This window comes from Caulobacter rhizosphaerae (assembly GCF_010977555.1).
GTDB classification, from domain to species: Bacteria; Pseudomonadota; Alphaproteobacteria; order Caulobacterales; family Caulobacteraceae; genus Caulobacter; species Caulobacter rhizosphaerae.
The window spans coordinates 5,641,693-5,660,425 of record NZ_CP048815.1 but is presented as its reverse complement, the minus strand read 5'-3'; the positions used below and the strand labels follow the sequence as shown (position 1 = coordinate 5,660,425).

The following is an 18,733-nucleotide window of genomic DNA, read 5'->3' as shown; positions in this document are numbered from 1 at the left end:
TAACGGGGAAAACCCGTTCGCGACGCTACCTGTCACCTGCCCGTCACAAAACCATCCAAGCTCGACCCACATGTGGGCGCGGGCCTGTGAACTTTGGGGATAGCCTGCTAGCGCTTCGAAATTCCTAATGAAACGTTAAGATGGTGAACGGCGCCGTAACCATGAGCGTTCGCTCATCCCCGCTTTGGGGGAATCGGATTCGCACGGGCTGTGAAGACGATCCGAGACTGGGGATTGTCCGCGATCAACGCGACCGTTTAACACAGGGGCAGTTCGACGCACCGTAACGAGCCGGGATTCACCCCCGCTCATCCCCAGGGGCCAGGCCAGTGGTTAAGCAACCGTTAACGGATGATCCACAGGAAGCTGGCCCGCCTGAGGGCGAAAGGACCGCGCCACGGTTCGCCACCTACTTCCATATCCACCTGGTGTCGGACTCCACGGGCGAGACCCTGAACGCCATGGCCCGGGCCGTCTGCGCCCGTTTCACCGACATCCTGCCGATCGAGCACATCTACGCCCTGGTGCGGTCCACCCGTCAGCTCGACCGCGCGCTGGAGGAGATCGCCGGGGCGCCGGGGGTGGTCATGCACACCATCATCGACCCGAACCTGCGCGCGGCGCTGGAGGAAGGCTGCCGCCGGCTGGAAATGCCGTGCATCGCCGCCCTCGACCCGGTGGTCAGCGCCATGTCGCGCTATCTGGGCGCGCGGATCTCGACCCGGGTCGGCGCCCAGCATGCGCTGAACAACGACTATTTCGACCGGATCGAGGCGCTGGACTACGCCATCGCCCATGACGACGGCCAGGGCGGCCAGGACCTGACCCAGGCCGACGTCATCCTGGTGGGGGTGTCGCGCACCTCCAAGACCCCGACCTGCATCTACCTGGCCCACCGTGGCGTGCGGGCCGCCAATGTTCCGTTGGTGCCCGGCCGCCCGCCGCCCGACGAGCTGTTCACCCTGAAGAACACCCTGATCGTCGGCCTGATGACCTCGCCCGAGCGGCTGATCCAGATCCGCCGCAACCGACTGCTGTCGCTGAAGGAAAACCGCGAGAGCGACTATATCGACACCGACGCGGTGCGGCAGGAGATCATCGCCGCCCGTCGCCTGTTCGAGCGCCAGGGCTGGCCGATCATCGACGTCACCCGGCGGTCGGTCGAGGAGACGGCGGCGGCGATCATCAACCTGCTGTCGGGCGGCCGCGGCCAGGTCGAGGTGCTGGGATGACCGGTTCATCGCGACCGCCCGTCACCCTGGCGTCCAAGAGCGCGGCCCGCCAGGCGATCCTGCGCAACGCCGGCGTCACCTTCGAGGCCGTCGGCTCCGGCGTCGACGAGGACGCCGCCAAGGCCGGCCTGCTGGCCGAGGGCGCCTCGCCGCGGGAAGTCGCCGACGCCCTGGCCGAGCTGAAGGCGTTCAAGGTCTCGACCAAGCGCCCCGGCCTGGTGATCGGCTCGGACCAGACCCTGGACCTGGATGGCGTGCTTTACGACAAGGTCGACACCATCGAGGCCGCCCGCGAACGGCTGGTCCAACTGCGCGGCAAGGTCCACAAGCTGCACTCGGCCGTGGTCGTGGCCCGCGACGGCCAGCCGATCTGGCGGGTGGTCGAGACCACGAAGCTGTCGGTCCGCAGCTTCAGCGACGCCTGGCTGGATGGCTACCTCGAGCGTAACGCCCCCGACATCCTGTCCTCGGTCGGCTGCTACTTCCTCGAGGGCGAGGGCGTGCAGATGTTCGACCGCATCGACGGCGACTATTTCGCCATCCTGGGCCTGCCGGTCGTCGGCCTGTTCGATTTCCTGCGTCTGCATGGAGCCCTCGAGTCATGAGCGTGACGGGTGCGGCCGTTGTGGCCGGCGTCTGCGGCCAGCCGATCCGCCATTCGATGAGTCCGGTGATCCACAACGCCTGGATCGCCGCGGCCGGGCTGAACGCCGCGTACGTGCCGTTCGCCCCGGGGGAGGACAATTTCGAAGCCTTCGTCGAGGGCCTGCGCGGCGGCGCCATCCGCGGTCTCAACGTCACCATCCCGTTCAAGGAACAGGCCCTGGCCTGCGCCGACCGCTGCAGCGACCTGGCCAAGCTGGCCGGCGCCGCCAACCTGCTGGTGTTCGAGGCCGACGGGACGATCACCGCCGACAACACCGACGGTCCGGGCCTGCTGGACGCCATCGCCGTCCAGGCGCCGGGCTTCGACCTGACCGTCTCATCGGTGGTCGTCCTCGGGGCCGGCGGCGCGGCGCGCGGCGCGGCCGCCGCCCTGGCCCTGGCCGGCGCGCCCCGCGTCAGTATCGTCAACCGCACCTTCGCCCGGGCCGAGGCCATCGCCCGCTCGATTGGCGGCGTGGTCGAGGCGGCGTCGGACGACGAGCTCGACGTCCTGCTGGCCCAGGCGGGCTTGGTGATCAACGCCACCTCCCTGGGCCTGGGCGGCGGCCCCGGTCCCGCCGCCCGCCTGGAGTTGACGCCGGAAACCGCCGTGGTGGTCGACATGGTGTACAAGCCGCTGCGCACCGAGTTCCTGCGGCGGGCCGAGGCGGCCGGTCGCCGGACCGTGGACGGGCTGGAGATGCTGCTGCGCCAGGCGGTTCCCAGCTTCGAGGCCTTCTTCGGCTCCGCCCCGCCGGCCGGGGTCGATGTCCGGGCCCTGGCCCTGGCCCAGCTGGGCGAGGCGGCCCGATGATCGTCGTTGGCCTGACCGGCTCGATCGGCATGGGCAAGTCGACGACCGCCCAGATGTTCATCGCCGAGGGCGTGCCGGTCTATGACTCCGACGCGGCGGTGCACGCGCTCTACGCCAGCGGCGGGGCGGCGGTCGCCCCGGTCGAGGCGGCCTTTCCGGGCGTGGTGGTCGACGGGGCCATCGACCGCGCCCGGCTCAGCGCGGCGGTGATGGGCGATTCCGAAGCCCTGGCGGTGCTGGAGTCGATCGTTCACCCGCTGGTCGGCGCCCACCGCATCGGTTTCTTCGACGACGCCCGCGCCCAGGGCGCCGACATCGTCGTGCTCGACATCCCCCTGCTCTACGAGACCGGCGGCGAGACGAAGGTCGACAAGGTGGTGGTGGTCTCGGCCCCGGCCGACCTGCAGCGCCAGCGGGTGCTGGCGCGGCCAGGCATGGATCCCGCCAAGTTCGAGGCCATCCTGGCCCGCCAGACGCCCGACGCCGAAAAGCGGGCCCGGGCCGATTTCGTCATCGACACCGGCCGCGGCCTGGAGGCCGCCCGCGACCAGGTCCGCGACATCCTGACTCGCCTTCGGGCCCCGGCTTCGCTTGAAGACGACGGCGAAGCGGCCCATTAAAATCCCATGGCGCGGGAAATCATCCTCGATACCGAAACCACCGGGTTCGACCCCAAGACCGGCGACCGCCTGGTCGAAATCGGCTGCATCGAGGTGGTCGACTTCATGCCCACGGGGCGGTCGTTCCACGAATATTGCGATCCCCTGCGCGACATGCCGGCCGAGGCCGAGAAGGTGCACGGCCTGTCGTCGGCCTTCCTGACCGGTAAGCCGAAGTTCCACGAGATCGCCGACCGCTTCCTGGACTTCGTCGGCGACAGTCCGGTGATCGCCCACAACGCCGCGTTCGACCGGCAGTTCGTCAATTTCGAGCTGGAGAAGTGCGGCCGCGCGCCGGTGCCCGAGAGCCGCTGGGTCGACACCCTGGCCATGGCCAAGAAGCGCTTCCCGGGCATGTACAACTCGCTCGACGCGCTGTGCAAACGCTTCAAGATCAGCCTCGACAGCCGGGACAAGCACGGAGCCCTGATCGACGCCCACCTGCTGGCCGAGGTCTATCTCGAACTGCAGGGCGGCAAGGAGCGGGCGCTGGAGTTGACCCAGGTGGTCGCCGCCACCGCCGTCTCGGCCGCCCGCGCCGGATCGTACGGCGCCCGGCCCCGGCCGCTGGCCCCGCGCTCGACCGAGGAAGAGCGCCAGATCCACGCGGCGTTCGTGCGCAAGAACCTCAAGGACAAGGCCGTCTGGATCCAGTTCGGCGTGGGCGTGGTGGTCGCGGAAGGCTGAGGTTGGTCGCGTTTGCGGCTCCATCACTTGCCCCCTACGGACCGCTTCGCGGTCGTCTTCCCGCAGAGGGGGAAGAGCGCTCCGCCCGTGGGGGCGGACAGACCGCGAAGCGGTCAGGTGGGGGCAAGTATTAGCGGGCACGATCTCTCGTCCTCACGCGGATCACCGCTGAGCTGATGGAAAGGGACGCGGAGCGCCGGACATCGTCCGGAGTTTGAAAATGAATACCGTTTTCGACGAAGCCCGATCGCTCCGCGCGGTCGTTATCCGGAAGCCCGCGGCGCTGAACCCTGTTCGGGCTTCGCCGCCTTGAAGCCTCCGGCGGGCGGGCCAGGTCAACGAACCCCAGTCCCGGACCGCGAGCGCGTCACCGCCCGCCTGTTGCTCAATCAGCCCTCGCGCCACGTCGTTTTTGTGTTCCAGGCCCGACCGGCTCCAGAGACGCGAGGTTTGGTCCCGAAGGACCGCCGACGGAGCTTCCCGCTCGATCGCCCCCCGCCGCCGCATCGGTCGCTGGCCATGCGCCCTTTCCCTGCGACGAGGTGGGTACAGGATAAGGGTGGTTTGGGAGGGTGAGGGGCATAAAGATTTAGGCTCGGGATATCAGTGGCTTGCCGCGAGATGAGCGGGGACGCGCACTCATGGCAAGGCCTCGCCGATCGATCCGCGACCGTGGGGTGAGTGCGTGTCCCCACCGTCATCCACGGGGCCACGGGGGCTTCGACACAAAGCTCGGCGGACGACTTTGGGGACACGCACTCACGGCCAGCGCCCTGCAACCCGGCCGCCCCCCTGCCGTGAGAGCGCGTCCCCGGCCGCGACCGCCAACCGCCGCCCCATCCGGGGCGGAAGCGGGCTTGGGCCAAGCAAGCCTTTCGAAGGTCTCGCAAGGGTGAAAGTCGTTACCTCCCCCTTCCGTAGGGAGAGGGATCTGAAGTCCGCTCGGTGTCGAAAGCTGAAGTCGACGCGCTGCGGCCCCGCGGACGACGACCAGACTAGACCAACAAATCCGCCGTCACCGGCGCGTGGTCGCTTGGCCGTTCCCATTCGCGCACCGTGTCGTGGACCTTGGACGAGACCTTGCCGTCGACGATCGCCGCGTCGCGCAGGCCGGGGCTGGCCAGGATGTGGTCCAGGCGCAGGCCGCGGTTGGACTTGCGGAAGTCGGCGGCCCGGTAGCTCCACCAACTGAACAGCTTTTCGGGTTCCGGCGTGGCCAGGCGAGGCAGGTCCAGCAGGTCCAGCGACTTGATCATCGCGTCGAAGGCTTCGAGCTCGGCCGGCGTGTGGCTGACAACCTTCAGCATCTGGCGGTGACTCCAGACGTCGTTTTCGCCGGGCGCGATGTTCAGGTCGCCGGTGACGATCAGCGGCGCCTTGGGATCACGCTTCTTCAAAGCGGCGGTGAGGGTCTCATAGAAGTCGAGCTTGTGGTCGAACTTCGGGTTGCCGATGCGGTCGGGCGTGTCGCCGCCCGCTGGGATGTAGAAGTTCTGGATGTCGACGCCGGCCACCTTGACCGCGACGCAGCGGGCATGGCCCTCGCGGCAGTTCATGAGCGTGGGCACGTCCTCGAACGGCAGGCGCGAGGCGATGGCCACCCCGTGCCAGCCCTTCTGGCCCATGATCTTGATGTGCGGCAGGCCCATGGCGACGAAGGCCTCGCGGGGGAACTCGCCCTCCTGGCACTTGATCTCCTGCAGGCACAGGACGTCGGGCGCCTGCTCGTCGACGAAGCGGGCGGCCTGCTCGGCGCGCAGGCGGACGGAATTGACGTTCCAGGTGGCGATACGAAGGCGCATGCCGTTCCTCTAGGGCCTGCGACCGCCGGTCCACAACGAAAAACGCCCAGGCGCTGAGCGCCTGGGCGAAAGTCGGGTCTCTCATGCCGCCGCCGGGAGGGGATAGGTCCGGCACGGTTGCGAAGAGCGGGTCGGGCGCTCCTCGCCATGCGTGTTAAATCTGCCACGGCGAGAATCTAAGTCAAGAACAATCGCGTTAACATCTTGCATGTTGTGAAATTGTCGCATTTCGGCTGCGTCGGCAGGGCTTTATGCAACTACGGCTTGCCGACCCGGCGGCGCGGATCGGTAAGGACGAACAATTTCGGGTCCAGGCCGGCGGTGTTCTCGAAGTCGACCAGCCGCACGCGGGTCTCCCCGCCCTTGACGTCAGTGACGGTCCAGCCAGTCAGGGCCGGGGCGTTGCTGAAGTTCAGGGCGATGCGGCCCAGGGTCTGGCGCTTGGCGTCGACGGCGGTGATCGTGAAGCCGTCGGCCAGCTTGCGCACGCCGGTGATGACCACGCCGCGGTCGAGCCGCACCTCGCGGGCCAGCAGCAGGTTCAGCGGCGTGCGGCTGAGCGGATAGCTCTCGAAGGTCTTCAGCCGGCTGTTGAAGATGTTGACGGCGCTGCCGTTGCTGACCACCAGCAGGCCGCCCGGGCCGTCATAGGCGAAACGGGCCTTGCCGGGGCGCTGCAGGTAGAAGGTCCCCTGGGTCTGGGCGCCGCGCGAGTCGGTCTGGACAAAGCGCCCCTTGGCCGAGCTCAGGGTCTGGATATAGGCCGTGGCCTTGTCGACCAGGGCCTGCTCCTCGGGCGTCAGCGGCGCGGCGGCGGGCCGTGACGCGGCCAAGGCCTGGCCCGACAGGGCGGCGGCCAGGCCGAAGCCGGCGGCGGCGAGGATCAGGCGGCGGGTCGGGGTCGTGGTGTTCATGCGATCTCCTCGAGGGCGTTCCGCAAAGGTGTGCGCGGCTTTGCGAACGGAACGCCCGTCACGGTATGTCCAACCTTTGCCCTGCCCATGCGACGAGCGAAAGGCCGCCGCGGGACCATTTTCCGGCGCTCCGATGAAGCGCCGTTCAGGTTCGGGAGGTTGGGAGCGAGGAGAACGCCGACAAACGGCCCAGGTTTCAGGTCTTCCCGTGGAGCCAATTCCTCGTCCTTCGACAGGCTCAGGATGAGGAATTCGAATGCGGCCGCTCAGTAGCCCTCATCCTGAGCTTGTCGAAGGACGAGGGCGGGCCCGCAAACGCCCCTACATCGGCGGGGGCGGCGGGGCCAGGATCTCGCGCTTGCCGGCGTGGTTGGCGGCGCCGACCACGCCCTCCTTCTCCATCCGCTCCATCAGCGAGGCGGCGCGGTTGTAGCCGATCTGCAGGCGGCGCTGGATGTAGCTGGTCGAGGCCTTGCGGTCGCGGGTGACCACGGCCACGGCGTGGTCGTAGAGGTCGTTGGCCCCGCCCTCGCCGGCGAAGGCGCCCTCGATGGCCTCTTCCTGCTCCTCGTCGCCGCCGGCCGTGACCTCCTCCAGGTAGTTGGGGATGCCCTGGTCGCGCAGGAACTTGGCCACCGCCTCGACCTCGCCGTCGCTGACGAACGGGCCGTGCAGGCGGGTGATGCGGCCGCCGCCGGCCATGTACAGCATGTCGCCCTGGCCCAGCAGCTGTTCGGCCCCCTGCTCGCCCAGGATCGTGCGCGCGTCGATCTTGCTGGTGACCTGGAAGCTGATCCGGGTCGGGAAGTTGGCCTTGATGGTGCCGGTGATGACGTCGACCGACGGGCGCTGGGTGGCCATGATCAGGTGGATGCCGGCGGCGCGGGCCATCTGGGCCAGGCGCTGGACGGCGCCCTCGATGTCCTTGCCGGCCACCATCATCAGGTCGGCGACCTCGTCGATGACCACCACCAGATAGGGCATCGGCTCGGGGCGGATCTTTTCGGTCTCGTAGATCGGCCGGCCGGCGTCGTCGAAACCGGTCTGGACGGTCCGCTCGAAGTGCTCGCCCTTCTCCAGGGCCTCGACGGCCTTCTCGTTGAAGCCGCCGATGTTGCGCACGCCGATCTTCGACATCCGCCGGTAGCGGTCCTCCATCTCGCGCACGGTCCACTTCAGGGCGACGACCGCCTTCTTGGGATCGGTGACGACCGGGGCCAGCAGGTGCGGGATGCCGTCATAGACGGAAAGCTCCAGCATCTTCGGGTCGATCATGATGAAGCGGCACTTCTCGGGCGGCAGCTTATAGAGGATCGACAGGATCATGGCGTTGACGCCGACCGACTTGCCCGAGCCGGTGGTGCCGGCGATCAGCAGGTGGGGCATCTTGGCCAGGTCGGCGATATAGGTGTCGCCGCCGATCGTCTCGCCCAGGGCCATGGGCAGGATGTGGCTGGCCTTGTCGTAGTCGGACGAAGACAAGAGGTCGCGCAGATAGACCGTCTCGCGACGCGAATTGGGCATCTCGATGCCGATGGCGTTGCGGCCCTGGGCCACGGCGACGCGACAGGAGATCACGCTCATCGAGCGGGCGATGTCGTCGGCCAGGGCCACGACCCGGGCCGTCTTGGTGCCGGCCGCCGGCACCAGCTCGTACATGGTGACCACCGGGCCGGGGCGGATCTGGTCGATCTGGCCGCGCACGCCGAACTCGGCCAGCACGCTTTCCAGCAGGCGGGCGTTCTGGCGCAGGGCCTCCTCGTCGAACTCGGCTGAGCGCGGCTTGGGCTTGGCCAGCATGGCCAGCTCGGGCAGCTGGAAGCCGCCCTCGTCCTCGAAGTCGAAGGCCTTCTGCTGCTCCCGCTGCTCGCGGGGGTTGGACTTGGCCGGAACCTTGGGCTGGGCGATGGCCAGGGGGCGGACCTCGAAGCTGGGCTCGAAGGCGTCGTCGTCGTCGACCGGCGGCGGCGGGGCCTTGGCCGGCTTGGCGGCGGCCTTGCGGGGCGCGGCTTCAGGTTCGATCTCGATCACGGGCGCGGCGGCCTTGCGCGGGGCTTTCGGACGGGCGGCGGGCTCGGGCCGGGCGACCGGCGCCGGCTCGGGTGCGCGCTGGCGCGGCTGCATCAGGCCGTGGACCAGGTCGCCGACCGCCTCGGGATCGATCCGGCGGACGCCAATGGCGTAGCCCAGGGCCACGGCCGCGCCGATCGCCAGCAGCAGGGCGGCGATCAGGTGGGCGCCGGGCAGGCGGGCGAAGGCCAGCAGCCCGGCCAGCAGGTTCAGCACCCCGTCGCCCCAGAACCCGCCCAGGCCCTTGGCCAGCGGCCAGGCGGCGGGACGCGGCGGGGCGGCCAGCAGGCCGGCCAGGGCCAGCAGGCCCAGGCCGCCGACAAGGGCGCGGATCCGCAGGTCGCGGCGATGGGCGGCCGGATCGGGCTGGGTGACGCGCGACAGGCCGAACACCAGCATCAGGGCGGCAGCCATCCAGCCGGCCAGGCCCATCGACTGCATGACGACGTCGGCCAGGGCCGCGCCGGCCCCGCCCAGCGCATTGGTGGCCGGCAGGCCGGTGGCGGCGTTCAGGCTGGGATCGGCGGCGTTGTAGGTGGCCACCGACAGCAGCAGCCCCGCCCCGACCACGCAGATCACCCCGCCCCGGAACCGGGCCGACCAGGGCTGGGCCCAGCCGTAGCGCACCGCATCCCAGACCAGTTCAACGCTCGATCGCCGCGCCGCTCGCGCCATCAGAAGTCACCTTGCACTCGTAGACCCGGGCAGTTGTGCCCCAAGAGGGTTAAGAGCCGTTTACGCTGATGCCGGGGCCATGCGGTTTGGCGTCGCGGATTGGACGGGGACAGGCGCTCGCCCCGGTATCGGAGACCAGCTTGCATAGGCGTTGCCGCGAGCGCCTGTCTCCCACGCTCGCACGGCGCCGGAGGAACAAGAACAAAAAGAGAACATACGTCCGGACTCGACGTGGCCGGGAGTCATTCTGGAGCGTAGCCCGCCGCTGTTGGCGGGTCAGTGGGTGCGGTCATGGACAAGGAGCTTTTGATTCAGTTGCCGATCATTCTGTCGGCGGTCGCGGGGGTGTTCACCGCCCTGGCGACCTTGGTCTGGGCGTTCCGGCGGAAGCCTTGAGCTTCCGCCGGGGCGGCGCCCGGATTCAGGGTCAGGCGGCCCCCAGATAGTCCTTCTTGCCGATCTCGACGCCGTTCTTGCGCAGGATCGCGTAGGCGGTGGTCAGGTGGAAGAAGAAGTTCGGCTGGGCCTGCCCCTGCAGATAGGCCAGGCCCTTGACCACGCTGGTCTCGCCGCGGCGGGTCAGGGTGATGTCGCGGTCCTCGGCGTTCTCGAACCTGGCCGGGTCCAGGCCTTCGACATAGGCGACGGCGCGGTCGATCCGGGCGATCAGGTCCTCGAAGGTGGTCTCGACGTCGTCCCAGGCCGGAACCTCCTCGCCGGCCAGGCGCGCGGCGCAGCCCTTGGCGAAGTCGGTGGCGATCTGAACCTGGCGCAGCAGCGGGAACATGTCGGGGAACAGCCGCGCCTTCAGCAGGGCGTCGGGGTCCAGCTTGCGGGTCTCGACATGGGCGGCGGCCTTGGTCAGCACGCCCCTCAGGCCTTTCAGACCCTGGACGAAGACGGGGACGCTGGCCTGGTGGATGGTGAGGGTCATGGGGACTCCGAGGAGAGAGAGGTCGGGTGGTCTTAGGCTGCGTCGCGACGGGGCGAAAGCGTCGCGCAACCCCGTTCCCGGACACGTCGAGGCGGACGGCGCCGACAAATCGATGCGGGATCAGGCCGCCGCGTCCTCGGCGTCGTAACGCGCCCGGGCGACGCGAATGTCGGCGTGGTTGCGCTCGGCCCAGGCCACCAGGGCGGCCAGGGGCTCCAGCAGCGAGGTCCCCAGCGGCGACAGGCTGTATTCGACGCTGGGGGGCTTGGTCGGAAACACCTGGCGATCGATCAGCCCGTCGCGCTGCAGGTCGCGCAGGGTCTGGGTCAGCATGCGCTGGGAGATGTCGGGCACCGTGCGGCGCAGGACGCCAAACCGGCGCGGCCCGGCGGCCAGGGCGATCAGCAGCAGGGTGCTCCACTTGTCGCCCAGCTGATCGAGCACGTTGCGCACCGGACAGGCGGCCGGACTGAGGTCGTTCGACGACATCCAGCCCTGGAAGCCCTGGACCAGGCTGGCCGCCGCGGCGGTGGGCGGGTTCGTCGCGGGCGGTTCCCTCAAGCTGCCTATCTCCCGTCAAACTGCCGTCTTTACGGCCGCGATCTAGTCTCACATCTACACGTGGTCTCATTTGGAGACCACTGAAAAGGATGAACCCGATGAGCGCCTCCCCTCCCCGTCTGCTGGTCACCGGCGCCGGCGGCCAACTGGGCCGTCGCGTGGTCGAGCTGCTGCTCGAGGCCGGCGCTTCGAACATCGTGGCGGCCAGCCGCGAGCCTTCGAAGCTGGCCGACCTGGCGGCGCGCGGCATCGAGACCCGGCGCGTCGACTTCGATGATCCGGACGCCCTGCCCGCCGCCTTCGCCGGCGTCGAGCGCCTGCTGCTGGTCAGCACCGACAGCCTGGACCAGCCGGGCCGTCGCATCGCCCAGCACCGCGCGGCGATCGCCGCCGCCCAGGCCGCTGGCGTCCGGCACCTGGTCTACACCTCGGCGCCGGGCGCGAGGCCCCAGGCGGGCGGCGGGGTGATCGACGACCACTTCTGGACCGAGCAGGCCCTGGCCGCCAGCGCCATCCCCGGCTGGACCATCCTGCGCCACAACCTCTACGCCGAGCTGCTGCTGATGGGCGCGGGCCCGGCCGTGGCCAGCGGCGCGCTCTATTCGGCCACCGGCGGAGCCGGCCGAGCCTATGTCAGCCGCGAGGATTGCGCCCGCGTCGACGCCGCTGCGCTGCGCCAGGGCGAGGGCCGCCGGATCCTCGACGTCTCGGGCCCCGCCGCCGTCACCCAGGACGAGGTCGCCGCCCTCTACGCCAGGCTCTCGGGCAAGCCGGTGACCCACCACGCCCTGTCTCCGGACGCCCTGCGCCAGGGCCTGCTCGCCGCCGGCCTGCCGTCGGGCCTGGTCGAGGTGCTGGTCGATTTCGACGTCGCGGCCGCCGAGGGCCAGCACGCCATCGTCACCGACGTGGTCGAGACGCTGACCGGCCAGCCGCCCGTCTCGGTCGAGACCTTCCTGGAGGCGCATCGCGCGGCGCTGGTTTGATCCCCTGCGTCCTTCGAGGCCCGCTGCGCGGGCGCCTCAGGATGAGGAACTCTGCGCTGATTTCCTCATCCTGAGGTGCGAGGCGAAGCCGAGCCTCGAAGGACGCACGGCGTAGCCGCAACGGAACGGGCGCGTCAGCGCGGGGTTTCTCAAGGGTTCAATTCACTCCCTCAAGGAGCTTCCCCATGAAAGTCAGCGACGCGATGACCAGCCAGGTCTCCACCGCCGCCCCCACCGACACCGTGCGCAAGGTCGCCCAGGTGATGGCCCACGTCGAAACCGGCGCCGTGCCGATCGTCGAGAACGGCAAGGTGGTGGGCCTGGTCACCGACCGCGACATCGTCCTGCGCGTGGTCGCCGAGGGCCGCAGCTTCGACAGCCCCATTTCCGAGGCGATGAGCGAAGGCGAAGTCCAGAGCGTGCGCGAAGACGATGTCCTGGCCGACGCCACCGCCAAGATGGCCAGCCACCAGATCCGCCGCCTGGTCGTGCTCAACGAGGCCGGAAACCTGACCGGCATCCTGTCCCTGGGCGACGTGGCCAAGGACTACGGCGCCAAGCAGGTGGGCAAGACGCTGGAGGAGATCTCGCAGGAGGGCGGCGAGATGGCGGCCGCCCACTAGGGCCGCTTCAGCGCCCGGGCCAGGGGGGTGATCTTCGACCAGTCGAAGGGGATCACCACCAGGCCGCCGCCAACCGGCGCGCCGTCGAGCGCCTTTACCGGCGCGACCATCATGTCGGCCACGGCCAGCATGGCTTTCCGTCCGGCGGGCGTCGAGTCGCCGGTGGCGACGCATTGGGTCAGGCGCCTCTCGGCCGAAACCCGGCACTGCAACACGCTGATGCCGGACGTCATGTCCACCCCGTCCAGAGCCGGCAAGGTCTGGGCCAACCAGGGCGATTCCTCCCACTCCAGCGCGTGCAGCGTGCAGAACTGATCCGGCTTTTCCGCCGTCGCGCAGGGGACGGCGTTTTTGGTCTTCGGCAGAACGCCGAGAGTCAGCGCCAGGGCGTCGCTGCCGGCCAGAAAGCCGCTGGGCGGCGGTGGCTTGCCTATGGCGTTGAAGATGATCGGCACGATGACCCGGTTCCGGGTCGGATCGTTCACGTCGACCGTCTTGGGGTCGATGCGGAAAATGCGGCCCAGCTTCAGGGCGGCCTCGCCGAACGGGTAGCTGGCCGGGAATTCGTCGACCACACGGCAATTGTCCAGCAGGCCCTTGGCCGTCACGTCGCAATCGATGATCGCGCGACCGGGCTGCGCGTCGCGCTGGGCCTTCTCCGGATAATACTTCGCCATGTCCTGGCCGGTCGGCTTGTGCAGCCAGTCCGAGCCCTTGGGCCAGTTGGACTTCGGGTCGGCATGCGCGTGGCCAGACACGAGCGCGACAACGGTCGCGACGATGAAAATGGTGCTGCGCGCCATGTGATCCCCCGAAGCGCGAAATTGTACGGCTTCAGCAGAAAAGGCAATCGTGGGTCGTTCCGTCGGAAGGCGGCGGGCGCGCCACGAAAAAAGGGCGGCCCGACGAGGAGCCGCCCTTTTCGTATCTCAGGTTCGAAGTTCGCCTAGACCAGCGAGCTGTCGATGCCCTTGCAGGCTTCCATCAGGCCCTTCACGGACTCGACGGACTTGGCGAACATCGCCTTTTCCGCGTCGTTGGTTTCGAACTCGACGATCTTCTCCGCGCCGCCGGCGCCGATCACGACCGGCACGCCGACATAGAGGCCGTCCAGGCCGTACTGGCCGGTCAGGAAGGTGGCGCACGGCAGGACGCGCTTCTTGTCCTTCAGGTATGAGGTCGCCATGGCGATGGCGCTTTCAGCCGGAGCGTAGAAGGCCGAGCCGGTCTTCAGCAGGGCGACGATCTCGCCGCCGCCCTTGCGGGTGCGGTCGACGATGGCGTCCAGCTTTTCCTGGGTCAGCCAGCCTTGCTTGACCAGTTCCGGCAGCGGCAGGCCGCCGACGGTGGAGTGACGGACCATCGGCACCATGTCGTCGCCGTGGCCGCCCAGGGTCCAGGCGTGGATGTCTTCCACCGACACGCCGGTGGCCTCGGCCAGGAAGTAGGCGAAGCGGGCCGAGTCCAGGACGCCGGCCATGCCGATGACCTTTTCCTTGGGCAGGCCCGAGAACTGCTGCAGCGCCCAGACCATGGCGTCCAGCGGGTTGGTGATGCAGATGACGAAGGCGTTGGGGGCGTGGGCCTTGATGCCCTCGCCGACGGCCTTCATGACCTTCAGGTTGATGCCCAGCAGGTCGTCGCGGCTCATGCCCGGCTTGCGCGGCACGCCGGCGGTGACGATGCAGACGTCGGCGCCGGCGATGTCGGCATAGTCGTTGACGCCCTTCAGCGCGACGTCCTTGCCGAACACGGCCGAGGCCTCGGCGATGTCCAGGGCCTTGCCCTGCGGGGTGCCTTCGGCGATGTCGAACAGCAGGATGTCGCCCAGCTCCTCGCGCGCGGCGATGTGGGCCAGGGTGCCGCCGATCATGCCGGCGCCGATGAGGGCGATCTTCGCGCGAGCCATGGGGTCTCCGTCAAGGCTGTGGACGAGAATGTCGGGCGCGGTCTACGCCCGCAGCGGCTCAGTCTCAAGCCCTCTTTCCCGTTTCGCCGCGGTGCGGCAAGACTGGCTGAACGACGGCTCGGGGCACCCTTGGGGAGACGCGGGATGAGCAAGACCGATCCGGGGAACTATTTCGAAGACTTCAGGCTCGGCCAGGTCATCGTCCACGCCACCCCGCGCACCATCACCGCCGGCGACGTGGCGCTGTACACGGCGCTCTATGGCCCCCGCTTCGCCCTGTTCTCGTCCGACGTCTTCGCGCGCGACTGCGGGCTGGAGACCGCCCCGGTCGACCCGCTGGTCGCCTTCCACGTGGTGTTCGGCAAGACCGTGCCCGACATCAGCCTGAACGCGGTGGCCAACCTCGGCTACGCGGAGGGCCGGTTCCTGGCGCCCGTGCATGTCGGCGACACCGTGTCGGCCCGGTCCGAGGTGATCGGGCTGAAGGAGAACTCGAACGGCAAGACCGGCGTGGTCTATGTGCGCACCACCGGCGTGAACCAGCGCGGGGTGGCGGTGCTGAGCTATGTGCGGTGGGTGATGGTGCGCAAGCGCGACCCCGCCGCGGCGGTCGAGGGGGCGTCGGTTCCGCAGCTGGCCGACGCCGTGGCGGCCGGCGACCTGGCGCCGCCGCCGGGCCTGGATTTCAGGCGCTACGACTTCGCTCACGCCGGCGCGCCGCACGCCTATGAGGACTACGAAATCGGCGAGAAGATCGACCATGTCGACGGCATGGTGGTCGAGGAGGCCGAGGCCCAGATGGCCACGCGGTTGTGGCAGAACACCGCCAAGGTCCACTTCAACCAGTTCGAGCGCGGCAAGGACCCTTCCGGCCGGCGGCTGGTCTATGGCGGGGTGGTGATCTCGACCGCCAAGGCCCTGTCGTTCAACGGCCTGCAGAACACCGGCCTGATCCTGGCCATCAATGGCGGGCGCCATGTCAGTCCCTATTTCGCCGGCGGCACGGTGTTCGCCTGGTCGCAGGTGCTGGACAAGGCCGAGCTGTCGCCGACCGTCGGAGCTCTGCGCCTGCGGCTGGTGGCCACCGTCGACCGGCCCTGCGCCGATTTCCCGGACAAGGACGAGACCGGAGCCTATGCGCCCGGCGTCATCCTCGACTTCGACCATTGGGCGGCGGTTCCGAAACGTGGCTGAGTTCATCCTCGACCCGGCCTTCGTGGCCACCTCCGCCATGCTGGGCGACCTGCCGCTGTGCCAAGCCCGTCTGCAGCTGGACGCCCGCTATCCGTGGGTGGTGCTGATCCCGCGCCTCGCCGGGCTGCGCGAGTTGGAGGACCTATCCCCCGCCGACCGCGCCCGGCTGGTGGAGGAGACGGTGCTGGCCGGCGCCGCCGTCCGCGCCGTGGGGCGCGCGCTGGGCCTGACGGTCGACAAGCTCAATGTCGGCGTCCTGGGCAATGTCACGCCGCAGCTGCATGTCCACGTGCTGGGCCGGCGGACCGGCGATCCGGCCTGGCCGGGACCGGTCTGGGGTCATTCGTCGGGCGAGGCCTATGGGCCCGAAGCGCGGGACCGGGCGATCGCGGCGGCGAAGGCGGCGCTGTCCGTCTAGGCCTATCGGCGCTTCTTCCGGCTCGACCCCTTGGCCGCCTTGCCCTTGGCGCCCTTGCGCGAGGTCGCAGCCTTGCCCTTGCCGGCCTTCTTGCCCTTGGCCGCCGTGCCTTTGCCGCCCTTGCGGGCGGCGGCGGCGCACTTGGCCTTGGCGGCCTTCAGCGCCTTGCCCTTCTTGCCCCGGGTCGAGCAGGCCGGAGCCTTGGCCGGCGCGGCGGCCACCACGCGCGGCGGGGCCGGGCGGGCGCCCCAGACGACCGGGCCGCGACCCGCCGGGACATAGCCGGGCGGTACGGTCGCCTGGGCCACGCGATGGGCGGTGACCGGGATCTCGGTCCCGTTCTCGTTCAGCTTGCCGGTCCACGCGCCGTCGCCGCGAGACGTCAGGTCCAGGGCCGCGGATTGGCCGGAGCGCGGCGTGAAGCGGGCGAGAAAGCCGCCGCCGGAGCGCTCGAGGCCATCGATCAGGCCGGTGGAGCCCACCGCCCCCGGGCGGCGCAGGTCGCGCCAGGCGCCCTCCAGGGTGTCGCCGCCGACCTTGTCGACGATCTGCAGCCGGTAGAGCGTCGCGCCGTCCGGCCCCTCGATCGACCAGCCGCCGTCCAGCGGCCCCTGCAGGCCCTGGGCGGCGAGGATCGAACCCTTGACCCGCAGGTCGTAGGCCTCGGCCACCGGCACGTAGCCGCCCTGGGGGATCGTGTGGCCGGGCAGCTCGTCGGGGTCGGGCGTCGGGATCGGCAGGACGGTCGGCTTGTGCGGCGGGGCCGGCGGCTGGGGCGCGGCGTCCTCCTCGTCGGTGGTCTGGGGGCCGCTCTGGGAGATCAGGTCGGCCAGGGGGTCGACGGCCTGGTCGGCCGAGGTCGCCGTATCGGCGGCCGGCGGGGCGGCCACGACGGGGACGGCGTCCGGATCGGCGGCGGCCGCTGGGGCCGCTGGGGCCGCCGGGGCCGGCGGGCTGGCGGCGGGCGCGGTCGGAACCGGCGCGGTCACGACCGGCGCCTCCTGGGCCCAGGCCTGGCCGGGAAGGACGGGAGCGGCGGAAAGGGCCAGCAGGGAGATCAGGAGCGCGCGCATGAGAGGCTTTGACGGTCTTTCGGGTCTAGGCGGCCGAGCGTTCGGCGATGGCGGCGGCGACCGCCACCAGCCGTTCGGCCTGAACCAGGTGCAGCCGCTCGGCCATCTTCCCGCCCACCCGCAAGGCGCCCTTGCCGGCGTTCTCGGGCGCGGCGAAGGCGGCGATCACCGCCCGGCTCCAGGCGATCTCGTCGGCGGTGGGCGAGAAGGCGCGGTTGCAGACGTCCAGGTGCTTGGGGTGGATCAGGGTCTTGCCGTCGAAGCCGAAGTCGACCGCCTGGCCGCAGACCGCCTCCAGGGCGGCCAGATCGTCGATGTCGTTGTGCACCCCGTCCAGGATGGTCAGGCCGTGGGCCCGGGCGGCGGCCACCGACAGCGACAGGATCGGCAGGAAGGCTTCGCGCCCCGGCGTCTGGCGGGCCCGCATCTCCTTGGCCAGGTCGTTGACCCCCATCACCCAGCCGCTCAGCCGGGTGGCGCGCGCGGCGGCGGCGATCTCCCACAGGTGGAAGGCGGCCTTGGCGGTCTCGATCATCGTCCACAGCCGGGTGTGGACCGGGGCGGCGTGCAGGGCGGCCTGGTAAGCGTGGACGTCGGCCGCGTCATTGACCTTGGGCACGAGCACCGCGTCCGGCCCCGCCTCGGCGACGGCCTTCAGGTCGGCCTCGCCCCAGGGGGTGTCCAGGCCGTTGGTGCGGACGACGATCTCGCGCGGGCCAAAGCCCCCGGCCTTGACCGCCGCCACGGCGGCTTCGCGGGCGGCGTCCTTCATCTCCGGGGCGACGGCGTCCTCAAGGTCCAGGATGATCACGTCGGCGTCCAGCGTGCGCGCCTTGTCCACCGCCTTGGCGTTGGAGGCGGGCATGTAGAGGGCGCTGCGGCGCGGTCGGGCGAGGTCGGACATGAGGCTCCCGCGAGACGTCTTGCTCTTGCGCTTCCTCTTAAGCACCGGAACGCCGCCGCCGGAAGCCGTCACGCGCCGCGACGGCGAAACGGGCCCCAGATTCCCCGGTCGAAATCCCCGGAATGGGGTTAAGCTCACCGCATGACCACGCGTTATGACGACACCGCCAAGAACGTCCTGGGCCAGGAGCTGCAGCCCTGCTCGCTGAATCCGGTGACCGGCTTCTATCGCAACGGCTGCTGCGAGACCGGACCGCACGACCTGGGCCTGCACACGGTCTGCGCGGTGATGACGGCCGAGTTCCTGGCCTTCTCGGCGGCCACCGGCAACGACCTGTCGACCCCGCGTCCGGAATTCGCCTTCCGCGGCCTGCTGCCGGGCGACCGCTGGTGCCTGTGCGCCGGCCGTTGGAAGGAGGCCCTGGACGCCGGCGTCGCCCCGCAGGTGGTGCTCGAGGCCACCCACGAGGAGATGCTGGCGGTGGTGACGCTGGGCGTGCTGAAGGACCACGCGGTGGCATGATCGGAGACGGGGACATGCACTTGTGCGTGTCCCCACCCGATATACGAAGAGTCACTCCGACGGTTTCCGGCGAACTTGGGGACACGCACAAGTGCATGTCCCCGATTGAGG

General features: G+C 69.7%; 19 protein-coding genes and 2 pseudogenes. 11 read left to right on the top strand and 10 right to left on the bottom strand.

The window, feature by feature from the left end; translation table 11 throughout:
• Positions 1 to 329: 329 nt before the first annotated feature.
• From G3M57_RS25850 to G3M57_RS28050, 6 genes and pseudogenes are all read left to right on the top strand, one after another.
• On the top strand, positions 330 to 1,232 hold the full coding sequence (locus tag G3M57_RS25850) for a pyruvate, water dikinase regulatory protein (RefSeq protein WP_056759481.1): 903 nt from the start codon (positions 330 to 332) through the stop codon (positions 1,230 to 1,232).
• The gene (locus G3M57_RS25845) at positions 1,229 to 1,837 is read left to right on the top strand and encodes a Maf family protein (RefSeq protein WP_163233563.1); all 609 of its coding nucleotides are present in this window, start codon (positions 1,229 to 1,231) and stop codon (positions 1,835 to 1,837) included. The genes G3M57_RS25850 and G3M57_RS25845 overlap by 4 nt, the downstream gene beginning before the upstream one ends.
• Positions 1,834 to 2,691 carry a shikimate dehydrogenase gene (aroE, locus tag G3M57_RS25840; RefSeq protein ID WP_163233562.1) on the top strand — a complete coding sequence of 286 codons (858 nt, stop codon included), beginning with the start codon at positions 1,834 to 1,836 and terminating at the stop codon, positions 2,689 to 2,691. The genes G3M57_RS25845 and aroE overlap by 4 nt, the downstream gene beginning before the upstream one ends.
• A complete protein-coding gene (gene coaE, locus G3M57_RS25835; RefSeq protein ID WP_163233561.1) occupies positions 2,688 to 3,311 on the top strand; it encodes a dephospho-CoA kinase in 624 nt (207 codons plus the stop codon). The genes aroE and coaE overlap by 4 nt, the downstream gene beginning before the upstream one ends.
• Positions 3,312 to 3,317: 6 nt before the next feature.
• Complete coding sequence (gene dnaQ, locus G3M57_RS25830) at positions 3,318 to 4,037, top strand: DNA polymerase III subunit epsilon (protein WP_163233560.1); 720 nt, start codon at positions 3,318 to 3,320, stop codon at positions 4,035 to 4,037.
• 479 nt (positions 4,038 to 4,516) lie between these two features.
• Positions 4,517 to 4,584 (top strand): annotated as a pseudogene (locus G3M57_RS28050) (hypothetical protein); the annotation flags it as partial.
• Positions 4,585 to 5,032: 448 nt separating this feature from the next.
• Here G3M57_RS28050 and G3M57_RS25825 read toward each other — a convergent pair.
• The 5 genes from G3M57_RS25825 to G3M57_RS25805 all read right to left on the bottom strand — a co-directional run bounded on the left by G3M57_RS25825 (position 5,033) and on the right by G3M57_RS25805 (position 10,993).
• Positions 5,033 to 5,839: an exodeoxyribonuclease III gene (locus G3M57_RS25825; protein WP_163233559.1), complete on the bottom strand. Its 807-nt coding sequence runs from the start codon at positions 5,837 to 5,839 to the stop codon at positions 5,033 to 5,035.
• Positions 5,840 to 6,096: 257 nt separating this feature from the next.
• Positions 6,097 to 6,753: an outer-membrane lipoprotein carrier protein LolA gene (locus G3M57_RS25820; protein WP_056759493.1), complete on the bottom strand. Its 657-nt coding sequence runs from the start codon at positions 6,751 to 6,753 to the stop codon at positions 6,097 to 6,099.
• Positions 6,754 to 7,074: 321 nt separating this feature from the next.
• On the bottom strand, positions 7,075 to 9,498 hold the full coding sequence (locus G3M57_RS25815; protein ID WP_163233558.1) for an FtsK/SpoIIIE family DNA translocase: 2,424 nt from the start codon (positions 9,496 to 9,498) through the stop codon (positions 7,075 to 7,077).
• Between the two features lie 427 nt (positions 9,499 to 9,925).
• Complete coding sequence (locus tag G3M57_RS25810) at positions 9,926 to 10,432, bottom strand: DUF1993 domain-containing protein (RefSeq protein WP_163233557.1); 507 nt, start codon at positions 10,430 to 10,432, stop codon at positions 9,926 to 9,928.
• A 120-nt stretch (positions 10,433 to 10,552) separates the two neighbouring features.
• Positions 10,553 to 10,993 (bottom strand): winged helix-turn-helix transcriptional regulator, encoded by a 441-nt coding sequence (locus tag G3M57_RS25805; protein WP_208789640.1) that lies wholly within the window; start codon positions 10,991 to 10,993, stop codon positions 10,553 to 10,555.
• Positions 10,994 to 11,091: 98 nt separating this feature from the next.
• Here G3M57_RS25805 and G3M57_RS25800 point away from each other — a divergent pair, with 98 nt between their 5' ends.
• Complete coding sequence (locus G3M57_RS25800) at positions 11,092 to 11,979, top strand: NAD(P)H-binding protein (RefSeq protein WP_163233556.1); 888 nt, start codon at positions 11,092 to 11,094, stop codon at positions 11,977 to 11,979.
• 2 nt (positions 11,980 to 11,981) lie between these two features.
• Here G3M57_RS25800 and G3M57_RS25795 read toward each other — a convergent pair.
• Positions 11,982 to 12,100, bottom strand: a pseudogene (locus G3M57_RS25795) (hypothetical protein); the annotation flags it as partial.
• A gap of 64 nt (positions 12,101 to 12,164) precedes the next feature.
• On the opposite strand from G3M57_RS25795, the gene G3M57_RS25790 reads away from it, so the two are divergent.
• Entirely contained in the window at positions 12,165 to 12,602 is a 438-nt protein-coding gene (locus G3M57_RS25790) for a CBS domain-containing protein (RefSeq protein WP_056759502.1), read from the top strand.
• Here G3M57_RS25790 and G3M57_RS25785 read toward each other — a convergent pair.
• Together G3M57_RS25785 and mdh are read right to left on the bottom strand one after the other, a co-directional pair.
• The gene (locus G3M57_RS25785; RefSeq protein ID WP_056759504.1) at positions 12,599 to 13,405 is read right to left on the bottom strand and encodes a TonB family protein; all 807 of its coding nucleotides are present in this window, start codon (positions 13,403 to 13,405) and stop codon (positions 12,599 to 12,601) included. The two genes, G3M57_RS25790 and G3M57_RS25785, sit on opposite strands and share 4 nt — an antisense overlap.
• 143 nt (positions 13,406 to 13,548) lie before the next feature.
• Positions 13,549 to 14,511 carry a malate dehydrogenase gene (gene mdh / locus G3M57_RS25780; RefSeq protein ID WP_163233555.1) on the bottom strand — a complete coding sequence of 321 codons (963 nt, stop codon included), beginning with the start codon at positions 14,509 to 14,511 and terminating at the stop codon, positions 13,549 to 13,551.
• A 144-nt stretch (positions 14,512 to 14,655) separates the two neighbouring features.
• On the opposite strand from mdh, the gene G3M57_RS25775 reads away from it, so the two are divergent.
• Both G3M57_RS25775 and G3M57_RS25770 read left to right on the top strand, forming a co-directional pair.
• The gene (locus tag G3M57_RS25775; protein WP_163233554.1) at positions 14,656 to 15,705 is read left to right on the top strand and encodes a MaoC family dehydratase; all 1,050 of its coding nucleotides are present in this window, start codon (positions 14,656 to 14,658) and stop codon (positions 15,703 to 15,705) included.
• Positions 15,698 to 16,123: an HIT family protein gene (locus G3M57_RS25770; protein ID WP_163233553.1), complete on the top strand. Its 426-nt coding sequence runs from the start codon at positions 15,698 to 15,700 to the stop codon at positions 16,121 to 16,123. The genes G3M57_RS25775 and G3M57_RS25770 overlap by 8 nt, the downstream gene beginning before the upstream one ends.
• Before the next feature lie 2 nt (positions 16,124 to 16,125).
• Here G3M57_RS25770 and G3M57_RS25765 read toward each other — a convergent pair whose 3' ends face one another.
• Together G3M57_RS25765 and G3M57_RS25760 are read right to left on the bottom strand one after the other, a co-directional pair.
• A complete protein-coding gene (locus tag G3M57_RS25765) occupies positions 16,126 to 17,196 on the bottom strand; it encodes a hypothetical protein (protein ID WP_163233552.1) in 1,071 nt (356 codons plus the stop codon).
• Positions 17,197 to 17,221: 25 nt separating this feature from the next.
• Positions 17,222 to 18,100 carry an HpcH/HpaI aldolase/citrate lyase family protein gene (locus G3M57_RS25760; RefSeq protein ID WP_163233551.1) on the bottom strand — a complete coding sequence of 293 codons (879 nt, stop codon included), beginning with the start codon at positions 18,098 to 18,100 and terminating at the stop codon, positions 17,222 to 17,224.
• A 141-nt stretch (positions 18,101 to 18,241) separates the two neighbouring features.
• Between G3M57_RS25760 and G3M57_RS25755 the strand changes: the two genes are divergently transcribed.
• On the top strand, positions 18,242 to 18,622 hold the full coding sequence (locus G3M57_RS25755) for a DUF2237 family protein (RefSeq protein ID WP_056759518.1): 381 nt from the start codon (positions 18,242 to 18,244) through the stop codon (positions 18,620 to 18,622).
• Positions 18,623 to 18,733: the final 111 nt, after the last annotated feature.

Bases quoted from the DNA above. Each gene is read 5' to 3' on its own strand.
- G3M57_RS25845 (WP_163233563.1), top strand. From the start codon at position 1,229: ATGACCGGTTCATCGCGACCGCCCGTCACCCTGGCGTCCAAGAGCGCG.
- aroE (WP_163233562.1), top strand. From the start codon at position 1,834: ATGAGCGTGACGGGTGCGGCCGTTGTGGCCGGCGTCTGCGGCCAGCCG.
- coaE (WP_163233561.1), top strand. From the start codon at position 2,688: ATGATCGTCGTTGGCCTGACCGGCTCGATCGGCATGGGCAAGTCGACG.
- dnaQ (WP_163233560.1), top strand. From the start codon at position 3,318: ATGGCGCGGGAAATCATCCTCGATACCGAAACCACCGGGTTCGACCCC.
- G3M57_RS25825 (WP_163233559.1), bottom strand. From the start codon at position 5,839: ATGCGCCTTCGTATCGCCACCTGGAACGTCAATTCCGTCCGCCTGCGC.
- G3M57_RS25820 (WP_056759493.1), bottom strand. From the start codon at position 6,753: ATGAACACCACGACCCCGACCCGCCGCCTGATCCTCGCCGCCGCCGGC.
- G3M57_RS25815 (WP_163233558.1), bottom strand. From the start codon at position 9,498: ATGGCGCGAGCGGCGCGGCGATCGAGCGTTGAACTGGTCTGGGATGCG.
- G3M57_RS25810 (WP_163233557.1), bottom strand. From the start codon at position 10,432: ATGACCCTCACCATCCACCAGGCCAGCGTCCCCGTCTTCGTCCAGGGT.
- G3M57_RS25800 (WP_163233556.1), top strand. From the start codon at position 11,092: ATGAGCGCCTCCCCTCCCCGTCTGCTGGTCACCGGCGCCGGCGGCCAA.
- G3M57_RS25790 (WP_056759502.1), top strand. From the start codon at position 12,165: ATGAAAGTCAGCGACGCGATGACCAGCCAGGTCTCCACCGCCGCCCCC.
- G3M57_RS25785 (WP_056759504.1), bottom strand. From the start codon at position 13,405: ATGGCGCGCAGCACCATTTTCATCGTCGCGACCGTTGTCGCGCTCGTG.
- mdh (WP_163233555.1), bottom strand. From the start codon at position 14,511: ATGGCTCGCGCGAAGATCGCCCTCATCGGCGCCGGCATGATCGGCGGC.
- G3M57_RS25775 (WP_163233554.1), top strand. From the start codon at position 14,656: ATGAGCAAGACCGATCCGGGGAACTATTTCGAAGACTTCAGGCTCGGC.
- G3M57_RS25765 (WP_163233552.1), bottom strand. From the start codon at position 17,196: ATGCGCGCGCTCCTGATCTCCCTGCTGGCCCTTTCCGCCGCTCCCGTC.
- G3M57_RS25760 (WP_163233551.1), bottom strand. From the start codon at position 18,100: ATGTCCGACCTCGCCCGACCGCGCCGCAGCGCCCTCTACATGCCCGCC.
- G3M57_RS25755 (WP_056759518.1), top strand. From the start codon at position 18,242: ATGACCACGCGTTATGACGACACCGCCAAGAACGTCCTGGGCCAGGAG.